The sequence below is a fragment of the Streptomyces sp. NPDC018000 genome, assembly GCF_044328025.1.
In the GTDB taxonomy this organism is placed as follows: domain Bacteria; phylum Actinomycetota; class Actinomycetes; order Streptomycetales; family Streptomycetaceae; genus Streptomyces.
Genome location: NZ_JBIRGM010000003.1, coordinates 238,568 through 256,098 on the forward strand (window position 1 = coordinate 238,568; position 17,531 = coordinate 256,098).

General features: G+C 71.3%; 14 protein-coding genes and 2 tRNA genes. 4 read left to right on the forward strand and 12 right to left on the reverse strand.

What is annotated here, in order from left to right; all coding sequences use genetic code 11:
* Positions 1 to 253: 253 nt before the first annotated feature.
* Entirely contained in the window at positions 254 to 1,498 is a 1,245-nt protein-coding gene (locus tag ACH4EW_RS09585) for a M6 family metalloprotease domain-containing protein (protein WP_398253811.1), read from the forward strand.
* A gap of 64 nt (positions 1,499 to 1,562) precedes the next feature.
* Here the strand turns inward: ACH4EW_RS09585 and ACH4EW_RS09590 are convergent.
* From ACH4EW_RS09590 to ACH4EW_RS09625, 8 genes are all read right to left on the reverse strand, one after another.
* Positions 1,563 to 1,636: transfer RNA gene (locus ACH4EW_RS09590), tRNA-Lys, on the reverse strand.
* Positions 1,627 to 2,328: a bifunctional DNA primase/polymerase gene (locus ACH4EW_RS09595; protein WP_398253813.1), complete on the reverse strand. Its 702-nt coding sequence runs from the start codon at positions 2,326 to 2,328 to the stop codon at positions 1,627 to 1,629. The genes ACH4EW_RS09590 and ACH4EW_RS09595 overlap by 10 nt, the downstream gene beginning before the upstream one ends.
* Positions 2,329 to 2,555: 227 nt before the next feature.
* A complete protein-coding gene (locus ACH4EW_RS09600) occupies positions 2,556 to 2,897 on the reverse strand; it encodes a hypothetical protein (protein WP_398253816.1) in 342 nt (113 codons plus the stop codon).
* Positions 2,898 to 3,011: 114 nt separating this feature from the next.
* A complete protein-coding gene (locus ACH4EW_RS09605) occupies positions 3,012 to 4,346 on the reverse strand; it encodes an AAA domain-containing protein (RefSeq protein ID WP_398253818.1) in 1,335 nt (444 codons plus the stop codon).
* Positions 4,343 to 5,956 (reverse strand): hypothetical protein, encoded by a 1,614-nt coding sequence (locus ACH4EW_RS09610; protein WP_398253820.1) that lies wholly within the window; start codon positions 5,954 to 5,956, stop codon positions 4,343 to 4,345. The genes ACH4EW_RS09605 and ACH4EW_RS09610 overlap by 4 nt, the downstream gene beginning before the upstream one ends.
* A complete protein-coding gene (locus tag ACH4EW_RS09615) occupies positions 5,947 to 7,134 on the reverse strand; it encodes a hypothetical protein (RefSeq protein ID WP_398253823.1) in 1,188 nt (395 codons plus the stop codon). Before ACH4EW_RS09615 ends, ACH4EW_RS09610 begins: the two co-directional genes overlap by 10 nt.
* Positions 7,019 to 8,011: a phosphatase PAP2 family protein gene (locus tag ACH4EW_RS09620; RefSeq protein ID WP_398253824.1), complete on the reverse strand. Its 993-nt coding sequence runs from the start codon at positions 8,009 to 8,011 to the stop codon at positions 7,019 to 7,021. The genes ACH4EW_RS09615 and ACH4EW_RS09620 overlap by 116 nt, the downstream gene beginning before the upstream one ends.
* 506 nt (positions 8,012 to 8,517) lie before the next feature.
* Positions 8,518 to 9,870 (reverse strand): tetratricopeptide repeat protein, encoded by a 1,353-nt coding sequence (locus ACH4EW_RS09625; protein WP_398253826.1) that lies wholly within the window; start codon positions 9,868 to 9,870, stop codon positions 8,518 to 8,520.
* A gap of 240 nt (positions 9,871 to 10,110) precedes the next feature.
* On the opposite strand from ACH4EW_RS09625, the gene ACH4EW_RS09630 reads away from it, so the two are divergent.
* Entirely contained in the window at positions 10,111 to 10,560 is a 450-nt protein-coding gene (locus ACH4EW_RS09630) for a hypothetical protein (RefSeq protein ID WP_398253829.1), read from the forward strand.
* 142 nt (positions 10,561 to 10,702) lie between these two features.
* A complete protein-coding gene (locus ACH4EW_RS09635; protein ID WP_398254767.1) occupies positions 10,703 to 11,644 on the forward strand; it encodes a spermidine synthase in 942 nt (313 codons plus the stop codon).
* A gap of 319 nt (positions 11,645 to 11,963) precedes the next feature.
* Here the strand turns inward: ACH4EW_RS09635 and ACH4EW_RS09640 are convergent.
* The 3 genes from ACH4EW_RS09640 to ACH4EW_RS09650 all read right to left on the reverse strand — a co-directional run bounded on the left by ACH4EW_RS09640 (position 11,964) and on the right by ACH4EW_RS09650 (position 14,010).
* Positions 11,964 to 12,036 (reverse strand) — tRNA-His (locus ACH4EW_RS09640).
* 126 nt (positions 12,037 to 12,162) lie between these two features.
* Positions 12,163 to 12,765, reverse strand: a complete 603-nt coding sequence (orn, locus tag ACH4EW_RS09645; RefSeq protein WP_398253831.1) for an oligoribonuclease — start codon at positions 12,763 to 12,765, stop codon at positions 12,163 to 12,165.
* A gap of 9 nt (positions 12,766 to 12,774) precedes the next feature.
* Positions 12,775 to 14,010, reverse strand: coding sequence for a helix-turn-helix domain-containing protein (locus ACH4EW_RS09650; RefSeq protein WP_398253834.1), 1,236 nt, complete (start codon positions 14,008 to 14,010; stop codon positions 12,775 to 12,777).
* Between the two features lie 938 nt (positions 14,011 to 14,948).
* Between ACH4EW_RS09650 and ACH4EW_RS09655 the strand changes: the two genes are divergently transcribed.
* A complete protein-coding gene (locus tag ACH4EW_RS09655) occupies positions 14,949 to 15,470 on the forward strand; it encodes a universal stress protein (protein WP_362208252.1) in 522 nt (173 codons plus the stop codon).
* A gap of 198 nt (positions 15,471 to 15,668) precedes the next feature.
* On the opposite strand, the gene glmS is transcribed toward ACH4EW_RS09655, so the two are convergent.
* The gene (gene glmS / locus ACH4EW_RS09660; protein ID WP_398253837.1) at positions 15,669 to 17,498 is read right to left on the reverse strand and encodes a glutamine--fructose-6-phosphate transaminase (isomerizing); all 1,830 of its coding nucleotides are present in this window, start codon (positions 17,496 to 17,498) and stop codon (positions 15,669 to 15,671) included.
* Positions 17,499 to 17,531 lie beyond the last annotated feature (33 nt).

The window sequence follows — 17,531 nt, forward strand, 5'->3', positions numbered from 1 at the left end:
CCGCGTACGCCCCGCATGGGTCAGTCGCGCGCCGATCCGGTTTGCCCGCGGCTGAACTTTTCTGAGCGGTTTCGTTCTCTCGCGATTTCCTGATGATTGAACGTGACTGTCCGTGAGGGTGAATGTCTCGGCCGAATGCTGACTCGACTGGGGCAGCTCAGCAGGACGAAAGCCTCGAATCGTCACAGTGTGAGTGAGTGACTGCATCTCGCACCCGGAGGTAGATGTGCCGCGCCAGCACAGAACCGGGGGAGTGGAGAGGCCGAGCCTGCGCGGTGTGGTCGCGGCCATGACCTCTCTTCTGGCGCTCGCTTCCACCTCCCTCGTCGCAGGGCCCGCCCTCGCAGTCACCGGCGAAGCGGGTGCGTGCGCGCTGCCCCGGACCGAGGTGCACCACTCGCTCGGCGTGAGGGACTGGAACAACGCCTATCCCCGCCCCGACCACCCCCTCGACGCGGTCATGGTCTTTCTCTCCTTCCCGGATCACCGCCCCACCACCACCCTCAGGGAACTCGCCACCGACCACTTCCCGGCGACCGCCCAGTTCTTCCGGCGCGCCTCGTACGGGAGGTTCACCCTGCGCCCGCACCCGCTGCGGCAGTGGATCCAGATGCCCAAGGCGTCCCACTGGTACGGCATACAGCGCGACTGGAACAACGTGCGGCGCAGCGCCTATCTGCGCGATGCCATCGCCGTGGCCGACCCGAAGGTCGATTTCTCCCGGTTCGACATCGTCTACCTGATCGCCGACCCGGACGCACCGGGGGTCGACTCCGATGCCACCAAGGTCATCAACTTCGACCGGCCGCTGCACGCCGACGGTACGGACATCCGGCGCGTCGTCACCGTCTTCGAACAGCACCCGCCGGACCACAATGTGCTGGCCCACGAGACCGGGCACGTCTTCGACCTGCCGGACCTCTACCACCGGCCGTCCGACGGCAAGGGGGACTGGGACACCTACGTCGGCGACTGGGATGTGATGGGCAGCCAGTTCGGTCTCGCGCCGGACTTCTTCGGCTGGCACAAGTGGAAGCTGGGCTGGCTGGACCGCAGGCAGGTGGTGTGCGTCCAGCGCAGCCGGGACATCACCCTGGAGTCGATGGCCACCGTACCCAAGCCCGGGGCCTCCATCGGTACCCGGCTCGCGGTGATCAGGACCGGTGAGGGCAGCGCCGTGGCCGTCGAGGCCCGCAGCGCGACCGGCAACGACCGGACGACCTGCACCGAAGGCGTCCTGCTCTACCGGGTGCGGAACGGGACCCCGTCCGGCAGCGGCCCGGTCGAGGTCATCGACACCCACCCCGGCACCGACGCCTGCCGGGACCGGTCCGTCTACGCACCGCTCGCGGACGCCCCGCTGCAGGTCGGCGAGACGTACAGCATCCCCGGCGCGCACGCCAGGATCGAGGTCGCCGACCGGACACCGTCGGGGGCCTGGACGGTCCGGATCGCCACGGGAACGCAAGGCTCCCGCGCACACGGAAAGACCCCCTGACGCAGGCATCCCGTGAACACGAAGAAGTCCCCCTCGCTTTCGCGAGGGGGACTTCTTCCGTCTGTGCGCCGCCAGGGACTCGAACCCCGGACCCGCTGATTAAGAGTCAGCTGCTCTAACCAACTGAGCTAGCGGCGCCTGCTGACGTCGTAGACATTAGCACCCTGACCGGCGGGAGGAAAAATCGAACTCCGGGCCGCTGACGAGGGCGTCGACCTGGTCACCCGCACACAGGCCCAGAGCAGTACGTCCGGGCCCGGCAGCCAGGGGCTGCGTGTATCGGGGGCTACCACCCAGCGGGGTCCGGGAGTGGAGGAGGCGCAGGTCAGGGGCGGTACGGTCACCGCGTCCCCGGTGCCGTGGCAGAGCAGCGACGGGACCTTGCCGCCGCCCGGCCCCCGCGCGTCCGTGCCGGTCCGCGGTTCGAGGCCGCCGCCCCACTCCTCCCAGTCGAGCAGCGACGGCAGCCGCTGGGCGGTGCCGGGGGAGGCGAAGAGCAGCATCCGTCCGCGGTGGGTGACGACGGGGCCGGAGCCGGGGCCGTCCGTCCACAGGTGTTCCAGCATCCGGCGCCCGAAGACGGTGGGCACATTCACCACGTCGAAGGCCGAACCGCACGGCAGCACCACGGGCGAGGAGGGGTGGGCCTCCCACTGGGCCAGTGTGCTGTGCGGATACGCCGCGGCGCCGGCGAGCCAGGCGGCACCGGCCGCCGTGACCTGAGCCGTCCGGTTCGCGGCCCGGTCCCGCAGGAGGGCGAAGATGTCGGCGCCGTGGTGGGGGCCGTCGCCGTGATCCAGGGTCATTTCGTCTGGCAGCCATGCGCTCATGCGCCCATGTCTACCGGGAGTGATCAAATGGATTCCGAGAGTTGCCGGAAACCGGGACAGGCTGGGGTAGGGAGGAGTATTTTGCGCTCGGGCATATGCCACTGGTTGGCCCCGGTGTCAGGACCCGGCACGGACGGCCGGTCCGGATGGTCCGGATGGTCCGGGGCGATTGCCGGTCGGGGCCGGGCACACGGGGTGCGGTGGCCGGGACGGAGCCGGTACCGCGGTCAGGGAGCGGATCCGCCCAGCAGGCTCCGGCCGAACTCGACCATCCTCTTGGCATAGTCCTCGGTCCACTCCGCACGCCGCGCAATGTCCGCTGTCGTCAGCCGGTCGAACCGGCGCGGATCGGCGAGCTGGGCCGCGGCGAGCGCCTGGAACTCGACCGCACGGTCGGTCGCGGCACGGAATGCCAGGGTCAGCTCTGTGGCGCGGGCCAGCAGCTCCCCCGGATCCTCCATCGACTCCAGGTCGAAGAAGTGCTCAGGATCGGCGACTGCCGCCGACGGCTCGAAGAGCAGGGGCGCGGGGCGCAGCCGCTGCTGCTCGTTCCGCTCGGGTTGTGCCATGTGGTGCTTCCTCCTTCGGTGGGCCCGACGGCCACCCTCCATTGTCCAACGCCGCGCAAGTGGGCCCCGCGGATACCGCGGAACGGGAGCACGGCCTGCGGTGGCCGGGTGCCGTCACGCCCCCCACCGCACCCGGTGCTCTGCCAGATGCGCCAGCACCGCGTGGTTCGCCTCCCAGCCGTCCGGGAACTTCATCGTGACCCCCAATTGCACCGGTTCCGTCGACGGGTGCTCGTCCAGCAGCTCCGCGACGCCCGCCCGGCACACCACGATGCACGCATGCCGGTGGCGCGAGGCCAGTACGCACAGCCGGCCCGTCTCCAGATGGAACGCCGTGGCGTCCGGGCGGCCGGACAGCGGGTGCAGGACCACCGTCACATCGAACTCGCGGCCCTGGAGCCGGTTCGCCGTGTCCACCGCCACGCCCGTCACACCCAGCTCCGCGAGCGCCGCCCGTACCGCCGCGGCCTGGTCGCGATGGGCGGTGCCGACCGCGACCCGGTCCGCCGTCACCGGAGCCGGATCCGGGGAGCGCTCGCTCGTCGCCGCACCACCTCGGTCGAGGAGCCGGCGCACGACCAGGGCCACCGCCCGTACCGCCTCCGGATCGGTGCGCGGGGTGTGCCGGGCCGGGAGTTCGAGCAGGCCCCAGCCGGACTCCGCGGCCTCGTCCAGCACCCGGTCCGGGGCCGATCCGTCGGACGCGACGCCGAACGACAGCCGCCGGTCGCCGTGGCCCGTACCGCTGCGGAAGGGGGTGTACGGGTAGAACGCGTCCGAGACCAGCGGCGCGGCGGAGGCGGGCAGCCGCCACGACACCGGCAGCCGGTGCTGCGGCAGCCGGGGATTGTGCGCGAGCAGCGTGGAGACCGCGCTCGCGGACGGGTCGTACGACAGCCCCGCCCACTGGTCCGCGCCGACGATCGAGAACGGGTCCAACTGGCCCGGATCGCCGACGAACAGCGCCCGCTCGAAGAGCCCCGCGACGGCCAGCAGCGCATCCGAACGCATCTGGTACGCCTCGTCGACGATCGCGTGGCCCCAGGGCTCGACGTTCTTCACATGCGCCCACTTGGCGGCCGTCGAGATGACGACGTCGAGTCCGGCGAGATCCGGCGCCTTGGCCGACTTCCGCACGTTGGCCAGGCCGTCCAGCACCTTGTCGTACGGGTCGGAGTCATTGCTGTGCAACCGGCCGACGGGCAGCCCCGGGTCCTTCTCGGCCAGCCGCACCACCAGGTCGTCGACCTGGGCGTTGGTCTGCGCGACCACCATCAACGGGTGCCCGGCCGCGGCGAGTTCGAGTGCGGCACGCACCACGAGCGTCGACTTGCCCGCGCCCGGCGGAGAGTCCACCACGATGCCGCGCGACGTACCACGCAGGGTGTCGGCGAGGATCGCGTCGGTCGCCCGCGCGGCCTGGGCGCCCGGGTCGAATACGGCCGTCACAGAAAGTCCTCCGCGGTCACGGGATCGGGATGCTCGGTGCGCTCACCGGCCGCGCCCGGCGGGCCGCCATGCGTCCAGGGCGTCTCCTCGGGGTCCGGCAGCTTCGGACCGCCGCGCTGATCGTGCTCGAACAGCGTCCAGGCGATCCGGTCGCCCGGCTCGGGCACCGAACCCGGGACCGGCTCCTTGCTCCGGCCCATCCGGTCGGTGATCCGCAGCACCAGCAGGGGTGCGGTCCCGTCCTCCGGCTCCGCGGCGTACCCCACGAACTCGGCGGTCTGCGGCTTTCCGTCCAGCGAGCGGTACACCTTGGTGCGCTCGCCGAGATGCGGGCGCTCGTCCGTGCGGACCGTGACCAGCGGGCGCGGGGACGGGCGCTTCGACTCGCTGTACGCCATCGCCACCTCCATCACATCGCCGACGAACGCCTCCCCGGCCAGCCGCCGCCCGGCCAGCACCAGCGGATCGTCCAGGGCCTCCTGCGCCTCCAGTTGGGCCTGCGCCGTCTCGCGCGAGGCCAGCTTCTGCGCCGCCGTCACCGCGTCGTCCCGGCGCGGCTGCGGCGGCTCACCGGACCGAACCCGGTCCCGGTGACCGGTGAACGACCAGCGGTCCCTCGTCCAGCGGTCCTCGGCCCGTGACCCCTCGGGCCGTTCCTTCAGCAGATCGAGCCCCCGCCACACCGCATCCCAGGTCGGCCGCATCACCCCGGCCAGCAGAGCCTTGATCTCCCGCTCGGCGGCGGTCAGTTCGGCGAGTCGGGCATCGGCCGCGAGACCGTCCTCGGCCGCCGCGAGCGAGGTGCGCGCCCGGTCGTACTTCTCGATGGCGGGCGCCAGCAGCCGGTTGTCGAACGCGGGGTCCGTGGCCGGACCGGCCGGCGGGCACAGCAGCTGGCCCTCGCCGTCCCGCCCCAGCTCCGCACGGAGCGCCGCCCGCGCCCCGGACTCACCCGCCGGGGCGTCGACCCACGCCAGCAGCGCGCCCAGATGCTGATCCTCCAGGCTGCTCTGCCCGGTCGCCCAGTGCCGGTTCAGCAGATCCGTCACGGCCAGCAGCAGCGAGGAGCCCGGCACCCTGGCCCGCTCCCCGTAGTGCGTCAGCCAGCGGCCCAGCAGCGGGACGCGGGCGGGGGCGGGGTACGGGGTGTCGGGATCGTCCTGTGCCGTGCGCCTGAACCGCATGGAGCGGCCGAGCAGCCGTACGAAATCGATGCCCGCCCGGCTCGGCACGATCAGCTGCGGCGCGTCCGCGCACAGCTCGACCTCGACCTTGACCTTCTTCCCGGTCTCCGGATCGGTCTCATTGCGCTCCGCGGGCTCGACGACATCCTCGTACGCCTCGATGTGCGGCAGCACCGCCTCGGCCAGCTCGGACAGGAACGCGAACCGCAGATCCCGGTCGCGCGGCTGCGAAACCGCCAGCAGCCGGGGCGCCTCCCGGTCGGTCCCGACGAGCGCGCCCAGCGGGGCGCCCGCCTCACCGGCGGTGGTCAGTGGCACCAGGACGAGCGGGCGGCCGGTGAGATGGCGGTGCAGGACCGTCGTCATCGGCTGTGCCCGGCCGCTCTCCACAGCCTCCAGCCGGGCCAGGGTGCTGATCAGCGACATGCCGCACTGCCCTCCAGCGCCTCGGCACGCAGCGCCGCCGCACGCCGCAGGGCCGCGACCGTCGGATCCGCCGGGTCGCCCTCCTTGCCGGCGGCGGCGGCCAGCACCGCCCCCACCGTCGTCAGCCCGCCGAGCTCGCCCCGCACGCTCCGCCCCAGCGCCTCCACCGCACCGGCCGCGCGGGCCTTCGCCCGGCAGTGGAAGGCCAGTTCACAAGCGGCCAGGCACTCCGGGGCATACGCCGCGCCGACCGATTCGACCGCGGCGACGAGCTGCTGCGGGGAGCACTCGGGATCGAAGGTGGTGCCCGCGGGCAGGGCCGCCGCGATGTCCTCGATCCGGGTCAGCCTGGTCAGCTGGCGTCGGGTGACCGCACGCTGCTTGCGTACGTCGACGACCGAGGCGGTCGGCAGATTGGAGAAGTCCTTCGGACAGACCAGCAGCACCCGGTGGCCGACCTGTGCGCCCTCGGTGAGCTCCGCGATCCGCTCCAGCGCCAGTACGTAGACGGCGGACTGCCGGGCCGCCGCACCGACCTTCGCCGCGTCGGCAGAACCGTCGATCACGGGGAAGGACTTGATCTCGACGACCGTCCAGGTGCCGTCGGGGTGCACCGCCACCGCGTCCGGCTCCAGATAGGCCGGGGAGCCCGCCACCTCCAGGGCCAGCATCGGGTGGTCCAGCAGCGCCCAGCCGCCCGACTCGGTCGCCTCCCGCAGCGCCAGCGCCGTACGCGCCGCGCGGCCCTCGGGACCGGCCGCGGTCAGATCGGGCACCAGGACCTCGCGCGGCGCCTCGGCGCCGGCGCCGAGGCGCTCGCACAGCAGCCGCATCAGCTCCGTACCGCCGTCGGCCTTGACCTTGGCCTCGAAGGCGTTGCCCCGGACGAAAGCGAACTGTGACTGGCCGAAGGGGGCCGGTGAACCGAGCGCCGTGGCCAGCGCGGCCTTGTCCACCCCGGCGCCGTCCAGCAGGGCGCGGCGCCGGCAGCCGGGGTTGGCGGCGAGAGCGGCCAGCGCTCGGGCATCCAGCGGACGCGGTGCGACAGCCGGGCCCCGCAGCTCAGCGAGCCGCTGCCGGAGTGTCGTCCCCCGCTGCTCCCGCCACTGCGGTGGCAGCGGCGTCGGCCCGGGGTACGCGACCGGCCGAGGCGTCTGCGTCGGCCGATGCCGCGGCATCGGTGGAGTCTGCGGAGGCGGTCCGCTGGCCAGGGATTCGCTCACCCGCCGAAGTCTTGCATCCGGCACTGACAACCGGGGACTCCGCGGTCCCGGCGAACCGCGGGAAGCGGGCCGCGAGCGGGCCCCTGACCCGGTCGACGATACGCATCACCGGTCCGGCCAGCAGGGCTCCGACGCCCATCACGGCAGCGCCCGCGACCGCGTCGAGGAAGTAGTGGTTGGCCGTGCCCATCACCACGAACGTGGTGACCAGGGGGTACGCGACACCCGCGGCCCGTACGAGCGGGTGCCGGCCGTGACGCCACAGCAGGATTCCGCACCAGAGCGCCCAGCCGACGTGCAGGCTCGGCATCGCCGCGTACTGGTTCGTCATTCCGCCCATGCCGCGCGGGGCACTCGCCTCGGCGCCCCACCAGCCGTACGAGCTGTACTGCGCCATCGTGTCGACGAAGCCGTACGTGGCGTGGAGCAGCCGGGGCGGGCAGGTCGGTATCAGCGCGAAGCCGATCAGGCCGAGCAGTGTGGAGGTCATCAGCCAGGTGCGGGCTTTGCGGTACAGGACCTGGCGGCGGCGGAAGAGCCAGACCAGCACGGCCGGGGTGACCAGATAGTGTAGGGACGCATATATGAAGTCGGCGGGTATGCCTATCGAGGGGTGGGCGGTCAGCAGCCGGTTGAGCGGGTGCTCGAAGTTGATGTGGAGCGTCTTCTCCAGGTGCAGGATGCTCAGACCGTGGTCGACGGCCGTGGACACGTCGCCGCGCGCCACCAGCCGGCCGGCCGAGTAGGCTGCGTACACCAGCGCCAGCAGCGGCACCTCGGTCCACCAACGAGGCCGCCGGCGCGGCACGTACGCGGTGCTGGCATGGTCCATTCGGAAGCTCTCCATCATGTGTTCATGCGACCGGCGGCGAGCGTTAAACCGTACGGTGCAGGTTGGCCACGGTTCCCCGGGGGTCCTTGCCGGATGCCCCGTGTGTGTACGGATTTCTCCGAGAGGGACGCCAGTTCGGCCCGGCCGGTTGCCTTTCGAAGGCGTGCGCGATGATGGGAAAGCCGGTGATCGTTCCGTCTCGATGCCCGGCCTCGATGAGGTTCACGATCGCCGGACGATCTCGATCCTGCCGACGCACGGCGGAAACCGGCCCGTCCTGCGACCAGTGCCGCGACCGGCAAGGTTCGCCCCGTCGCGACGCCCGGCACGCGCGCTCGCGGCGTTGGCCAAAAGCCCAGGTAGCTCCGCTACAAGGGCTTTTGACCGCCTTGCGATCACACGCACCGGCCGCCGCTCCTTGACGGGCGAACCTTGCCGGTCGCGGCACTAGGACGGAACCGGTCACATGATGCGGGGTGCGTGGAATTCCGCCGCTCGGCGGACTCCTACACCTCCGACTTCGAGACCCCCGCGTGCCGTTCCAGGAACCCCCGTACCTCCGCCGCACCCCGCTGCGGCGCCAGTACCCCCGCCGCCGCCGTCAGCATCGACCGGATACGGGACGACTGGACGCGGCCCAGCAGGTCCAGCACCTGGTGACCGGCCGTCGCCGCCTCCGCGGCCCGGCCCGCCCGGGCCAAATCCTGGGTCAGCTCGGCCCGGTACAGCGCCAGATTCCGGGTGAAGTGCGGGTCCTGGAGCCGCGTCGCCCGCAGCGCATGGTGGGCCGCCCGCGACCAGTCGCCCAGCGCCGACCAGCACTGCGCCTCCAGCATCTCCAGCTCCGCCTCCCGGAAGAAGGACATCCACTCCGGATCGGCGTCGGACGGACCGCGCTCGAACGCGGTGCGCGCCCGGCCGATCGCCCGTTCGCAGCCCGTACGGTCCCCGAGCCCCGCCCGGCCCCCCGCCTCCCGCAGCGCGAGCAGCGCCAGCAGTTGCGGCGAGCCCAGCGGCTGCGCCGCCCGCTGCCCGGCCTCGGCGGCGTGTACGGACTCGCGGGGCCGCCCCGTGTCCCTGGCCAGGAACGACGCATTGCAGAACGCATGCGCCTCCAACGCCGCGTCACCCGCCACCCGCGCCGTGGCCAGCGCCTCCGCATAGTGCGAGCGGGCGTCCTCGAACCGGCCCGAGTCGTGGGCCAGCCAGCCCACCGAGATGGCCAGTTCGCCCGCCACGGCGTGCAGCCGGTCGGCCGTGGAGCGCTTGGTGGCGGTTCTGGAGTCGAGCAGCGCGTACGCCGCCCGCAGCGGCTGGGACGCCTTGCGGTACAGGCCGTCACCGCCGTGCCGGTCGTCGAGCAGCCGGATCTGCCGTACCGCCTTTTCGACGGCGCTCACCTCGGCCTCTCCGACCCGGTGCCGGTCGGGCAGGGCGGCGGCAGCGGATGTGCCGTCGAGGCCGAGGCCCAGGGTTGCGGCCGCCATCGCGGTGGTGCCGCTCGTCATGAATACGCGACGCAGCACGTCGCTCTCCTCGTCGGTGTCGCTGTGGAACGTGGGGGGCGGTGGAGTTTCGGCAGTGGCCCATGCCCCCCGGCCGCGTACCGATTCGCGCGGTGAGAAGCCCAGGTCCGCCAGGGTGGTGCCGGGGAACATGTGCAGGAAGACCCGCTCGTACGCGTAGTTGGGGCAGCGGATCTCGCCGGACTCCACGCGTCCGATGTACCGGGCGTCGCACGCGACCTGCTCGCCGATCTCACGGGCGGACCTGCGTACCGCGGCAGCGAACTCCCCGGCGGAGCGCGATCCGCGCAGCCGCCGGAAGACGAGGTTGGGAACTGCCCCTGTCGACACCATGGCTGAGCCCTCTCTGGAGCAGCCGGGCTCCTGCTTTCGGTGTCCCGGCGGAGCAAGAACGTACCGGTTGTGACGGGCCGCACACACAGTGTTTGCGCATAAAGCGGATATCTCGCCCGCGATCCGCCATGAACTGCCACCCTTTGCGGCGGCGTGGCACCGTAGCCATTGACGCCGTCGGTGCGTTGGTTCTTGTGGAGACGGAATCCGGCTCCGCCCGGCGATGAGAGGAGAGGTCCCTTGTTGCACACCGGCATCGAGACCGGCTCGCGCATGACTGCGACGACCCCGGCCGCAACGGGTGCCACGGCGCCCGCCGCGCCGGCGGAGGACTACGGCGCCGTACCCTGCGACCTGGTGACCGTCCCGGCGCGCCAGGGGCTGGAGGCCGTGGACATCCTGCGCCGGGGCTCCGACCAGGAGGCCGTCGGCCCGGTCCTGCACGACGGCGCCTGCGACACCCTCGGCTTCCTGGTGCCCCCGGGGACCGCCGAGGCATGGGACGTACCGGGCAGCGCCTGTACGCAGACCGACGGCCGCGGGCTGCGCATCCCCGCCGAGCCGCCCGTCACCGGCAGTGGCTGGCTGCTGCCGCCCGAGGAGGACGCCCCGGTCACCGACCCGGCCGTGCTGCGGGCCGCCCTCGACCAGGCGGCCCGGCTGATCGAAGCGGCCGACAACTGCCGCTGACCGCCGGGGCCTGTCCGCGCGCCCACGGCTGACCGAGGGCTCCCCTCCGACGCGCCCATAATGGGCCGGTGGCCGGGATTCCCCGGCACGGCCGGCTGCGTGCCGGCCCGGAGCGATGAGCAGTGAGCAGGCACGAGCAGCAGTGGCACGTCGAGGAGCGTCGAGCGCAGGTACGGGCGCCCGTAAGCGGTCCGACCGCAAGGCCGACGGCAGGACCGAACGCGAGACCGGGCGTGGCGGCGCCGGGCGCAGGACCGAGCCCCTCACCGAACCGGTGGACGGCGGTCTCGCCGAGCTGGTGCCCGACCGGGAGCGCCGACGCGCCTGGACGCTGACGCTCGACGGCGCCCCCCAGTCCCATGTGGACCTCGACGACCCCACGTATCTGTCCTTCGAGTATCAGCGCAGGATCGGCCACATCGCCGACCTCGTCGCACCCCCCGGGCAGCCCCTGCACGTCGTGCACCTGGGCGGCGGAGCCTTCACGCTCGCCCGCTACATCGCCGCGACCCGGCCCCGCTCCACCCAGCAGATCGTCGAGATGGACGCCGCACTCGTGCAACTGGTCCGCCGGGAGCTGCCGCTGGACCCGCAGGCCAGGATCCGGGTCCGCGCCACCGACGCCCGCGCCGGGCTCGGGAAGATCCAGGACGGCTGGGCGGATCTCGTCATCGCCGATGTCTTCAGCGGGGCGCGTACCCCCGCACACCTCACCAGCACCGAGTTCCTCGCCGAGGTGCGCCGGGTCCTGAAACCCGGCGGGAGTTACGTGGCCAACCTCGCGGACGGGCCGCCGCTGACCCATCTGCGCGGCCAGATCGCCACCGCGGCCACGGTCTTTCCGGAAGTGGCGCTCGCCGCCGACCCGACCGTGTGGCGCGGCCGCCGCTTCGGCAACGCGGTGCTGCTCGCCTCGGACCTGCCGCTGAGGGTCGCGGAGCTGACCCGCCGGGTCGCGACCGACCCGCACCCCGGACGTGTCGAACACGGGCGCGCCCTCGCCGACTTCACCGGCGGCGCGGCGGCGGTGAGCGACGCGGACGCCAGGCCTTCACCGGCACCACCGCCCTCGGCGTTCGGCTAAGGGCTGTCCCGTAATCCGTCGTGCGCCCACCAGGGATTACGGGACAGCCCGTAGGGCGTGTTTCGAAAGCAGCGCCGTCCGCCCCCGGCCGGACGGGACAGCCCTTAGGGCCGCGACGGGGCAAACCCTGCCGGTCGCGGCACCAGGAAAGCGCTGGAGGCGTCGGCCGGGATGGCGGACACCGCGAGCGTCCGCAAGTCGTGCTCCTCACGGAACCGATCGTCCGCGACTGCTCGTGACGGCCGTCACATAGCCGCCTGGTGAGGGTGGCTCAGGCGCAAGAAGGGCCCCGGTCGATGACCGGGGCCCTTCCCTTCAGGGTGAGTAACGGGACTCGAACCCGCGACATCCTGGACCACAACCAGGTGCTCTACCATCTGAGCTATACCCACCATGTCCGGTCTTTTTCTGACCGGCCGAGAAAAAGTGTACAGGGTCCGAGAGGGTGCTCGCGCCCCGGTTGCCCAGCCGCTGATCCCGGCCCCCGAAAGGTCCATGACCAGCGGCTTCGCAACGTCCTACGGCGTGGGCGGCGCGACACTGGCCGCGATCGCCTTGGCGCGCTCCGAGTCCGGCCCGGGCTGCGGTACGAAGATCGCCTCGCGGTAGTAACGCAGCTCCGTGATGGAGTCACGGATGTCTGCGAGCGCCCGGTGGTTGCCGTTCTTGGCCGGACTGTTGAAGTACGCCCTCGGGTACCAGCGGCGCGCCAGCTCCTTGACCGAGGACACATCGACGATCCGGTAGTGGAGGTAGCTCTCCAGGGCCGACATGTCCCGCGCCAGGAAGCCGCGGTCGGTGGAGACCGAGTTCCCGCAGAGCGGGGCCTTGCCGGGCTCTTTCACGTGCTCGCGGACATAGGCCAGCACCTGGGCCTCGGCGTCGGCCAGCGTGGTGCCCTGGGCCAGCTCGTCGAGGAGACCCGAGGCGGTGTGCATCTGGCGCACCACCTCGGGCATCGTCTCCAGGGCCGTGTCCGGCGGGCGGATCACGATGTCCACCCCTTCGCCGAGCACATTCAACTCCGAGTCGGTGACCAGTGCGGCCACCTCGATGAGTGCGTCTTCCGTCAACGAGAGCCCGGTCATCTCGCAGTCGATCCACACCATGCGGTCGTTCATGCTCCCAGCCTACGGGGCACTCCGTTGACCCGGCAGGGTCGGGCGCTCGGTGGGGTACGCGTCGGGGCCCGGTCTTCCGTGCTCCTGCTGCCCCGCCCCGACCGTCGCCGACGTGACGACATGCGGATCCGTCGGGGTGGCCGCAGCCGTGACCCGCCGGCCCGCCGAGGTGCCCTGTGAGGGCACGATCGGTTCGGTCGGCGCGGTGGCGGCCTCCGCACCGGCGCCCTGCGGGCGGCGGGCCCGGTAGGCGGCCCGGTACGCGGCGGGGGAGGAGCCCAGCTGGCGCCGGAAGTGCCCGCGCAGTGCGACCGGCGAGCGGAAGCCGCAGCGGCCCGCGACCTCGTCGACCGAGTACTCGGACGTCTCCAGCAGTCGCTGCGCCTGCAGCACCCGCTGGGTGATCAGCCACTGGAGCGGTGCGCTGCCGGTGAGCGAGCGGAACCTCCGGTCGAAGGTCCGCCTGCTCATGTAGGCGCGCGCGGCCAGCGTCTCCACGTCGAACTGCTCGTGGAGATGCTCCAGCGCCCAGGCCACGACCTCGGCGAGCGGGTCGGAGCCGATCTCCTCAGGTAAAGACCTGTCGAGGTAGCGCTCCTGACCTCCACTGCGCCGCGGCGGCACGACGAGCCGGCGGGCCAGTGCCCCGGCGGCCTCCGTGCCGTGGTCGGTGCGGACTATGTGCAGGCAGAGGTCGATGCCGGCCGCTGTCCCTGCGGAGGTGAGCACATCGCCGTCGTCGACGAAGAGCTCACGCGGATCGACATGCACCGACGGATAGCGCTTGGCCAGCGTCGGTGCGTACATCCAGTGCGTGGTCGCCGGGCGGCCGTCCAGCAGGCCGGCGGCGGCGAGCACGAACGCGCCGGTGCACAGCCCGACGATGCGGGCCCCTTCCTCGTGGGCGCGGCGCAGCGCGTCCAGCGCCTCTGCGGGCGGCGGCGAGGTGATCGAACGCCAGGCGGGCACCACGACGGTGCCTGCCCTGCTGATTGCCTCCAGCCCGTAGGGTGCGGTCAGTTCGAGTCCCCCGGTGGTCCGCAGCGGCGCCTCTTCCCCGCCGCAGACGAGGAGTCGGTAGCGCGGAACTCCCGCGTCCTGGCGGTCGATTCCGAACACGGAGAGCGGGATCGAGCTTTCGAAGATGGGGCCGCCGCTGAACAGCAGTACGGCGACGACTTCTCGTCGTCGTCGTCCACTGAGCTTCCGTACAGCCTCCGTTGCGGCGGCGGAGTCCTGGCTCATGACGCTAAGCCCCCCTCGGTGTTCGCGTCTTCCTGGTCCTTACGGGCCTGTCGCTCCTGCACTTTTCCCCTCGGTCCTGCATGAGTCCCCGTCTTCGATACCCAAGATCGAATCTACTGCGTCCCGTGGTGCCGGCGTGACAAGTTCACCAAGCGGCGTTATGTCGACAAGGCAACTTGGCGGGAAGCGTTCGATCACGAAGGGTTTCATTCAGCGGCCGCGCAGGGAAGTGCGCCTCGCGCTCATGGCCCGTCCCCGTCGGGTGGAAGCGTACCGTTCGGTCTCTTCCTGCCTGGTGGCAAGGGGGTTGATCGGCCAATTCGGCAAGGAAGCGACAGGGGTGTGAAGTTGGCTGAAAATAGATGGTTGTGCATACGTGATTCGGTCAGTCGACCGGCGCACAACCCCGATGGGTGGCCGCTCCCTTGCGCCCCCTTGGCAGATCGGATGTTCGATCGTACGAAATGATGCAGCCGCGTCGGCGGGCAGCGTGATCCTGGCCGGCGGGCCGATATCGGTCCACGGCCGGCGGAGAGCTCCGGACGGGGCGGACGGGCCGGGGCGGGCGCGGAGTGGCTCCTGGGAGTGGACCGCCGGCCCGGCGCTCGGCGTCAAGGCGGCATCCGCGCCGGGGTGCTGCGGTCCCGGTGCGCCGCCCGGTGGGTGACGGATACGGCCCCGCCCGGTCACCGAGGGGAGTCGTTCCGGCCCGCCGGCGTCGATGTACAGGGCAGCGGACATTGCCATACGGGGTTCGCCTCGGGCATGCTCCGTGAAACGTCGCACGCGCTTTGTGCGGGTCTGGGCAGTGGAGGAGTGGCGCCGTACCCTTGGGGGTAAGGGGTTGGGAAGATGATTCCCGGACACTGCGACATCGCCCGCTGACGCACCTTCCCCAAGTCGCTCTCCTCACGAGGACTCTCTTCGCCGAGACACCGATGGCCGGTCACGAAATCCCCGAACCCGCCGACCGCAAGCAGGTAGCCGACCCCATGTCGGGCCCGCAGGCGGCCGAAGAAACACGTCATTCCTGCGATCCCGCCTTCCGGCATGGGGTCGTGGTCGGCTTCGACGGCTCGACGTCCAGTGAGCGCGCTCTCGCGTATGCCATCGGGATGGCCCGAAGATCAGGCTCCGGCCTGATCATCGTCCATGTCGCCAATCGGCTGCCGACGACCGTCTGGGCAGGCTGCGAGCCGCCCGTCTTCGTCGATGTGCCCGACCACCGCACCGAGGTACTCGGCCTGGAGCTCGCCTGCGCGGACTACCTCTCCGAGGTTCCCTGGGTGCTCGTCGAGCGCGGCGGGGACATCTGCCATGAGCTGGAGGAGGTCGGCCGGGAGTACTCGGCCGACGCCATCGTCGTCGGCTCCACGCACGGCATCGTCGGCCGCATCTTCGGCTCGGTGGCGGGACGTCTCGCGCGGCGCGCACAGCGCCCGGTCGTCGTCATTCCCTGAGCGTTCCCCGTCCCGGACGTCCCGGACGCCCCTGCCGTCACCTCTCTCACCGGTTCCGGCCCCGCAGCCGTCATGGCGTCAACTCGCCTGCGGAAACCGGCAGTCCGCCGATGCGCACCCGCACGGGAGCGGCCCCGTACCCGCGGTGACGGTGGGTACGGGGCCGCTCTGCTCCGGGCGCAGCCCGTGCGGGGATGCCTACTCGACGGTGACGGACTTCGCCAGGTTGCGCGGCTTGTCTATGTCACGGCCCATGGCCAGCGCCGTGTGGTACGCGAAGAGCTGGAGCGGGATGCCCATCAGGATCGGGTCCAGCTCGTTCTCGTTCTTCGGTACGACGATGGTGTGGTCGGCCTTCTCCTGCACCTGGTGGGCGACGGCGAGGATGCGGCCGCTGCGGGCCTTGATCTCCTCCATCGCGGCACGGTTCTTCTCCAGCAGGTCGTCGTCCGGCACGATCGCGACCGTCGGCATCGCGGGCTCGATCAGGGCCAGCGGGCCGTGCTTCAGCTCGGAGGCGGGGTAGGCCTCGGCGTGGATGTACGAGACCTCCTTGAGCTTCAGCGAGGCCTCACGGGCGACGGGGTAGCCGCGCACCCGGCCGATGAACATCATCGACTTGGCGTCCGCGTACTCCGCGGCCAGCTTCTTGATCTCGTCCTCGTTCTCGAGAATCTCGGCGATCTGCGCGGGCAGCCTGCGCAGCCCCTCGATGATCCGCTTGCCGTCGGCGACGGACAGGTCGCGGATGCGGCCCAGGTGCAGGGCGAGCAGCGCGAACGCGACCACGGTGTTGGTGAAGCACTTGGTGGAGACGACGCAGACCTCGGGGCCGGCGTGGACGTACGTACCGCCGTCAGCCTCCCGGGCGATTGCCGAACCCACCACGTTGACGACACCGAGCACCCGGGCGCCCTTGCGCTTGAGCTCCTGGACGGCGGCCAGCACGTCGTACGTCTCACCGGACTGGGAGACCGCGACGTACAGGGTGTCGGGATCGACGACCGGGTTGCGGTAGCGGAACTCGGAGGCGGGCTCGGCGTCCGCGGGGATACGGGCGAGCTCCTCGATCAGCTGCGCGCCGATCTGGCCCGCGTGGTACGAGGTGCCGCAGCCCAGGATCTTGATCCGGCGGACCCCGCGCGCCTCGCGGGCGTCCAGGTTGAGACCGCCGAGGTGCACGGTGGAGAAACGGTCGTCGATCCGGCCGCGGAGCACCCGGTCGACGGCGTCCGCCTGCTCGGAGATCTCCTTGTGCATGTACGTGTCGTGGCCGCCCATGTCGTACGACTCGGCCTCCCACTCCACGGTGGTCGGCGTGGCCGTCGTGGACGAGCCCTCCGTCGTGTACGTGCGGAAGTCGTCGGCCTTGAGGGTGGCCATCTCGCCGTCGTCGAGGGTGACGACCTGGCGGGTGTGGGCGACCAGCGCGGCGACGTCGGAGGCGACGAACATCTCCTTCTCGCCGATGCCGAGCACGACCGGGGAGCCGTTGCGGGCGACCACGATGCGGTCGTTGAAGTCGGCGTGCATGACGGCGATGCCGTACGTGCCCTCGACCGTGCGCAGCGCCTCGCGGACCTTCTCCTCCAGGGTCTGGGCCTGGGCGCGGGCGATCAGGTGGACCAGCACCTCGGTGTCGGTCTCGGAGAGGAAGACGACACCGTCGGCGACGAGCTTCGCACGGAGCTCGGAGGCGTTGTCGATGATGCCGTTGTGGACGACGGCGACCTTGTTGTCGGCGTCCAGGTGTGGGTGCGCGTTCTCGTCGCTCGGGGCGCCGTGGGTGGCCCAGCGGGTGTGGGCTATACCGGTGGTGCCGGTGAAACGCTTGGGAACGCGGGCCTCGAGTTCGCGGACCCGGCCCTTCGCCTTGACCATCTTCAGCACGGCGGGCTTCCCGGCCGACGCCTTGCCGGTGATGACGATGCCCGCGGAGTCGTAACCCCGGTACTCCAGTCGCTGCAGCCCTTCCAGCAGCAGCGGAGCCACATCACGCTTACCGATATATCCGACGATTCCGCACATAAAGTATCTGCCCCTCCATCGACGTACCTGTAG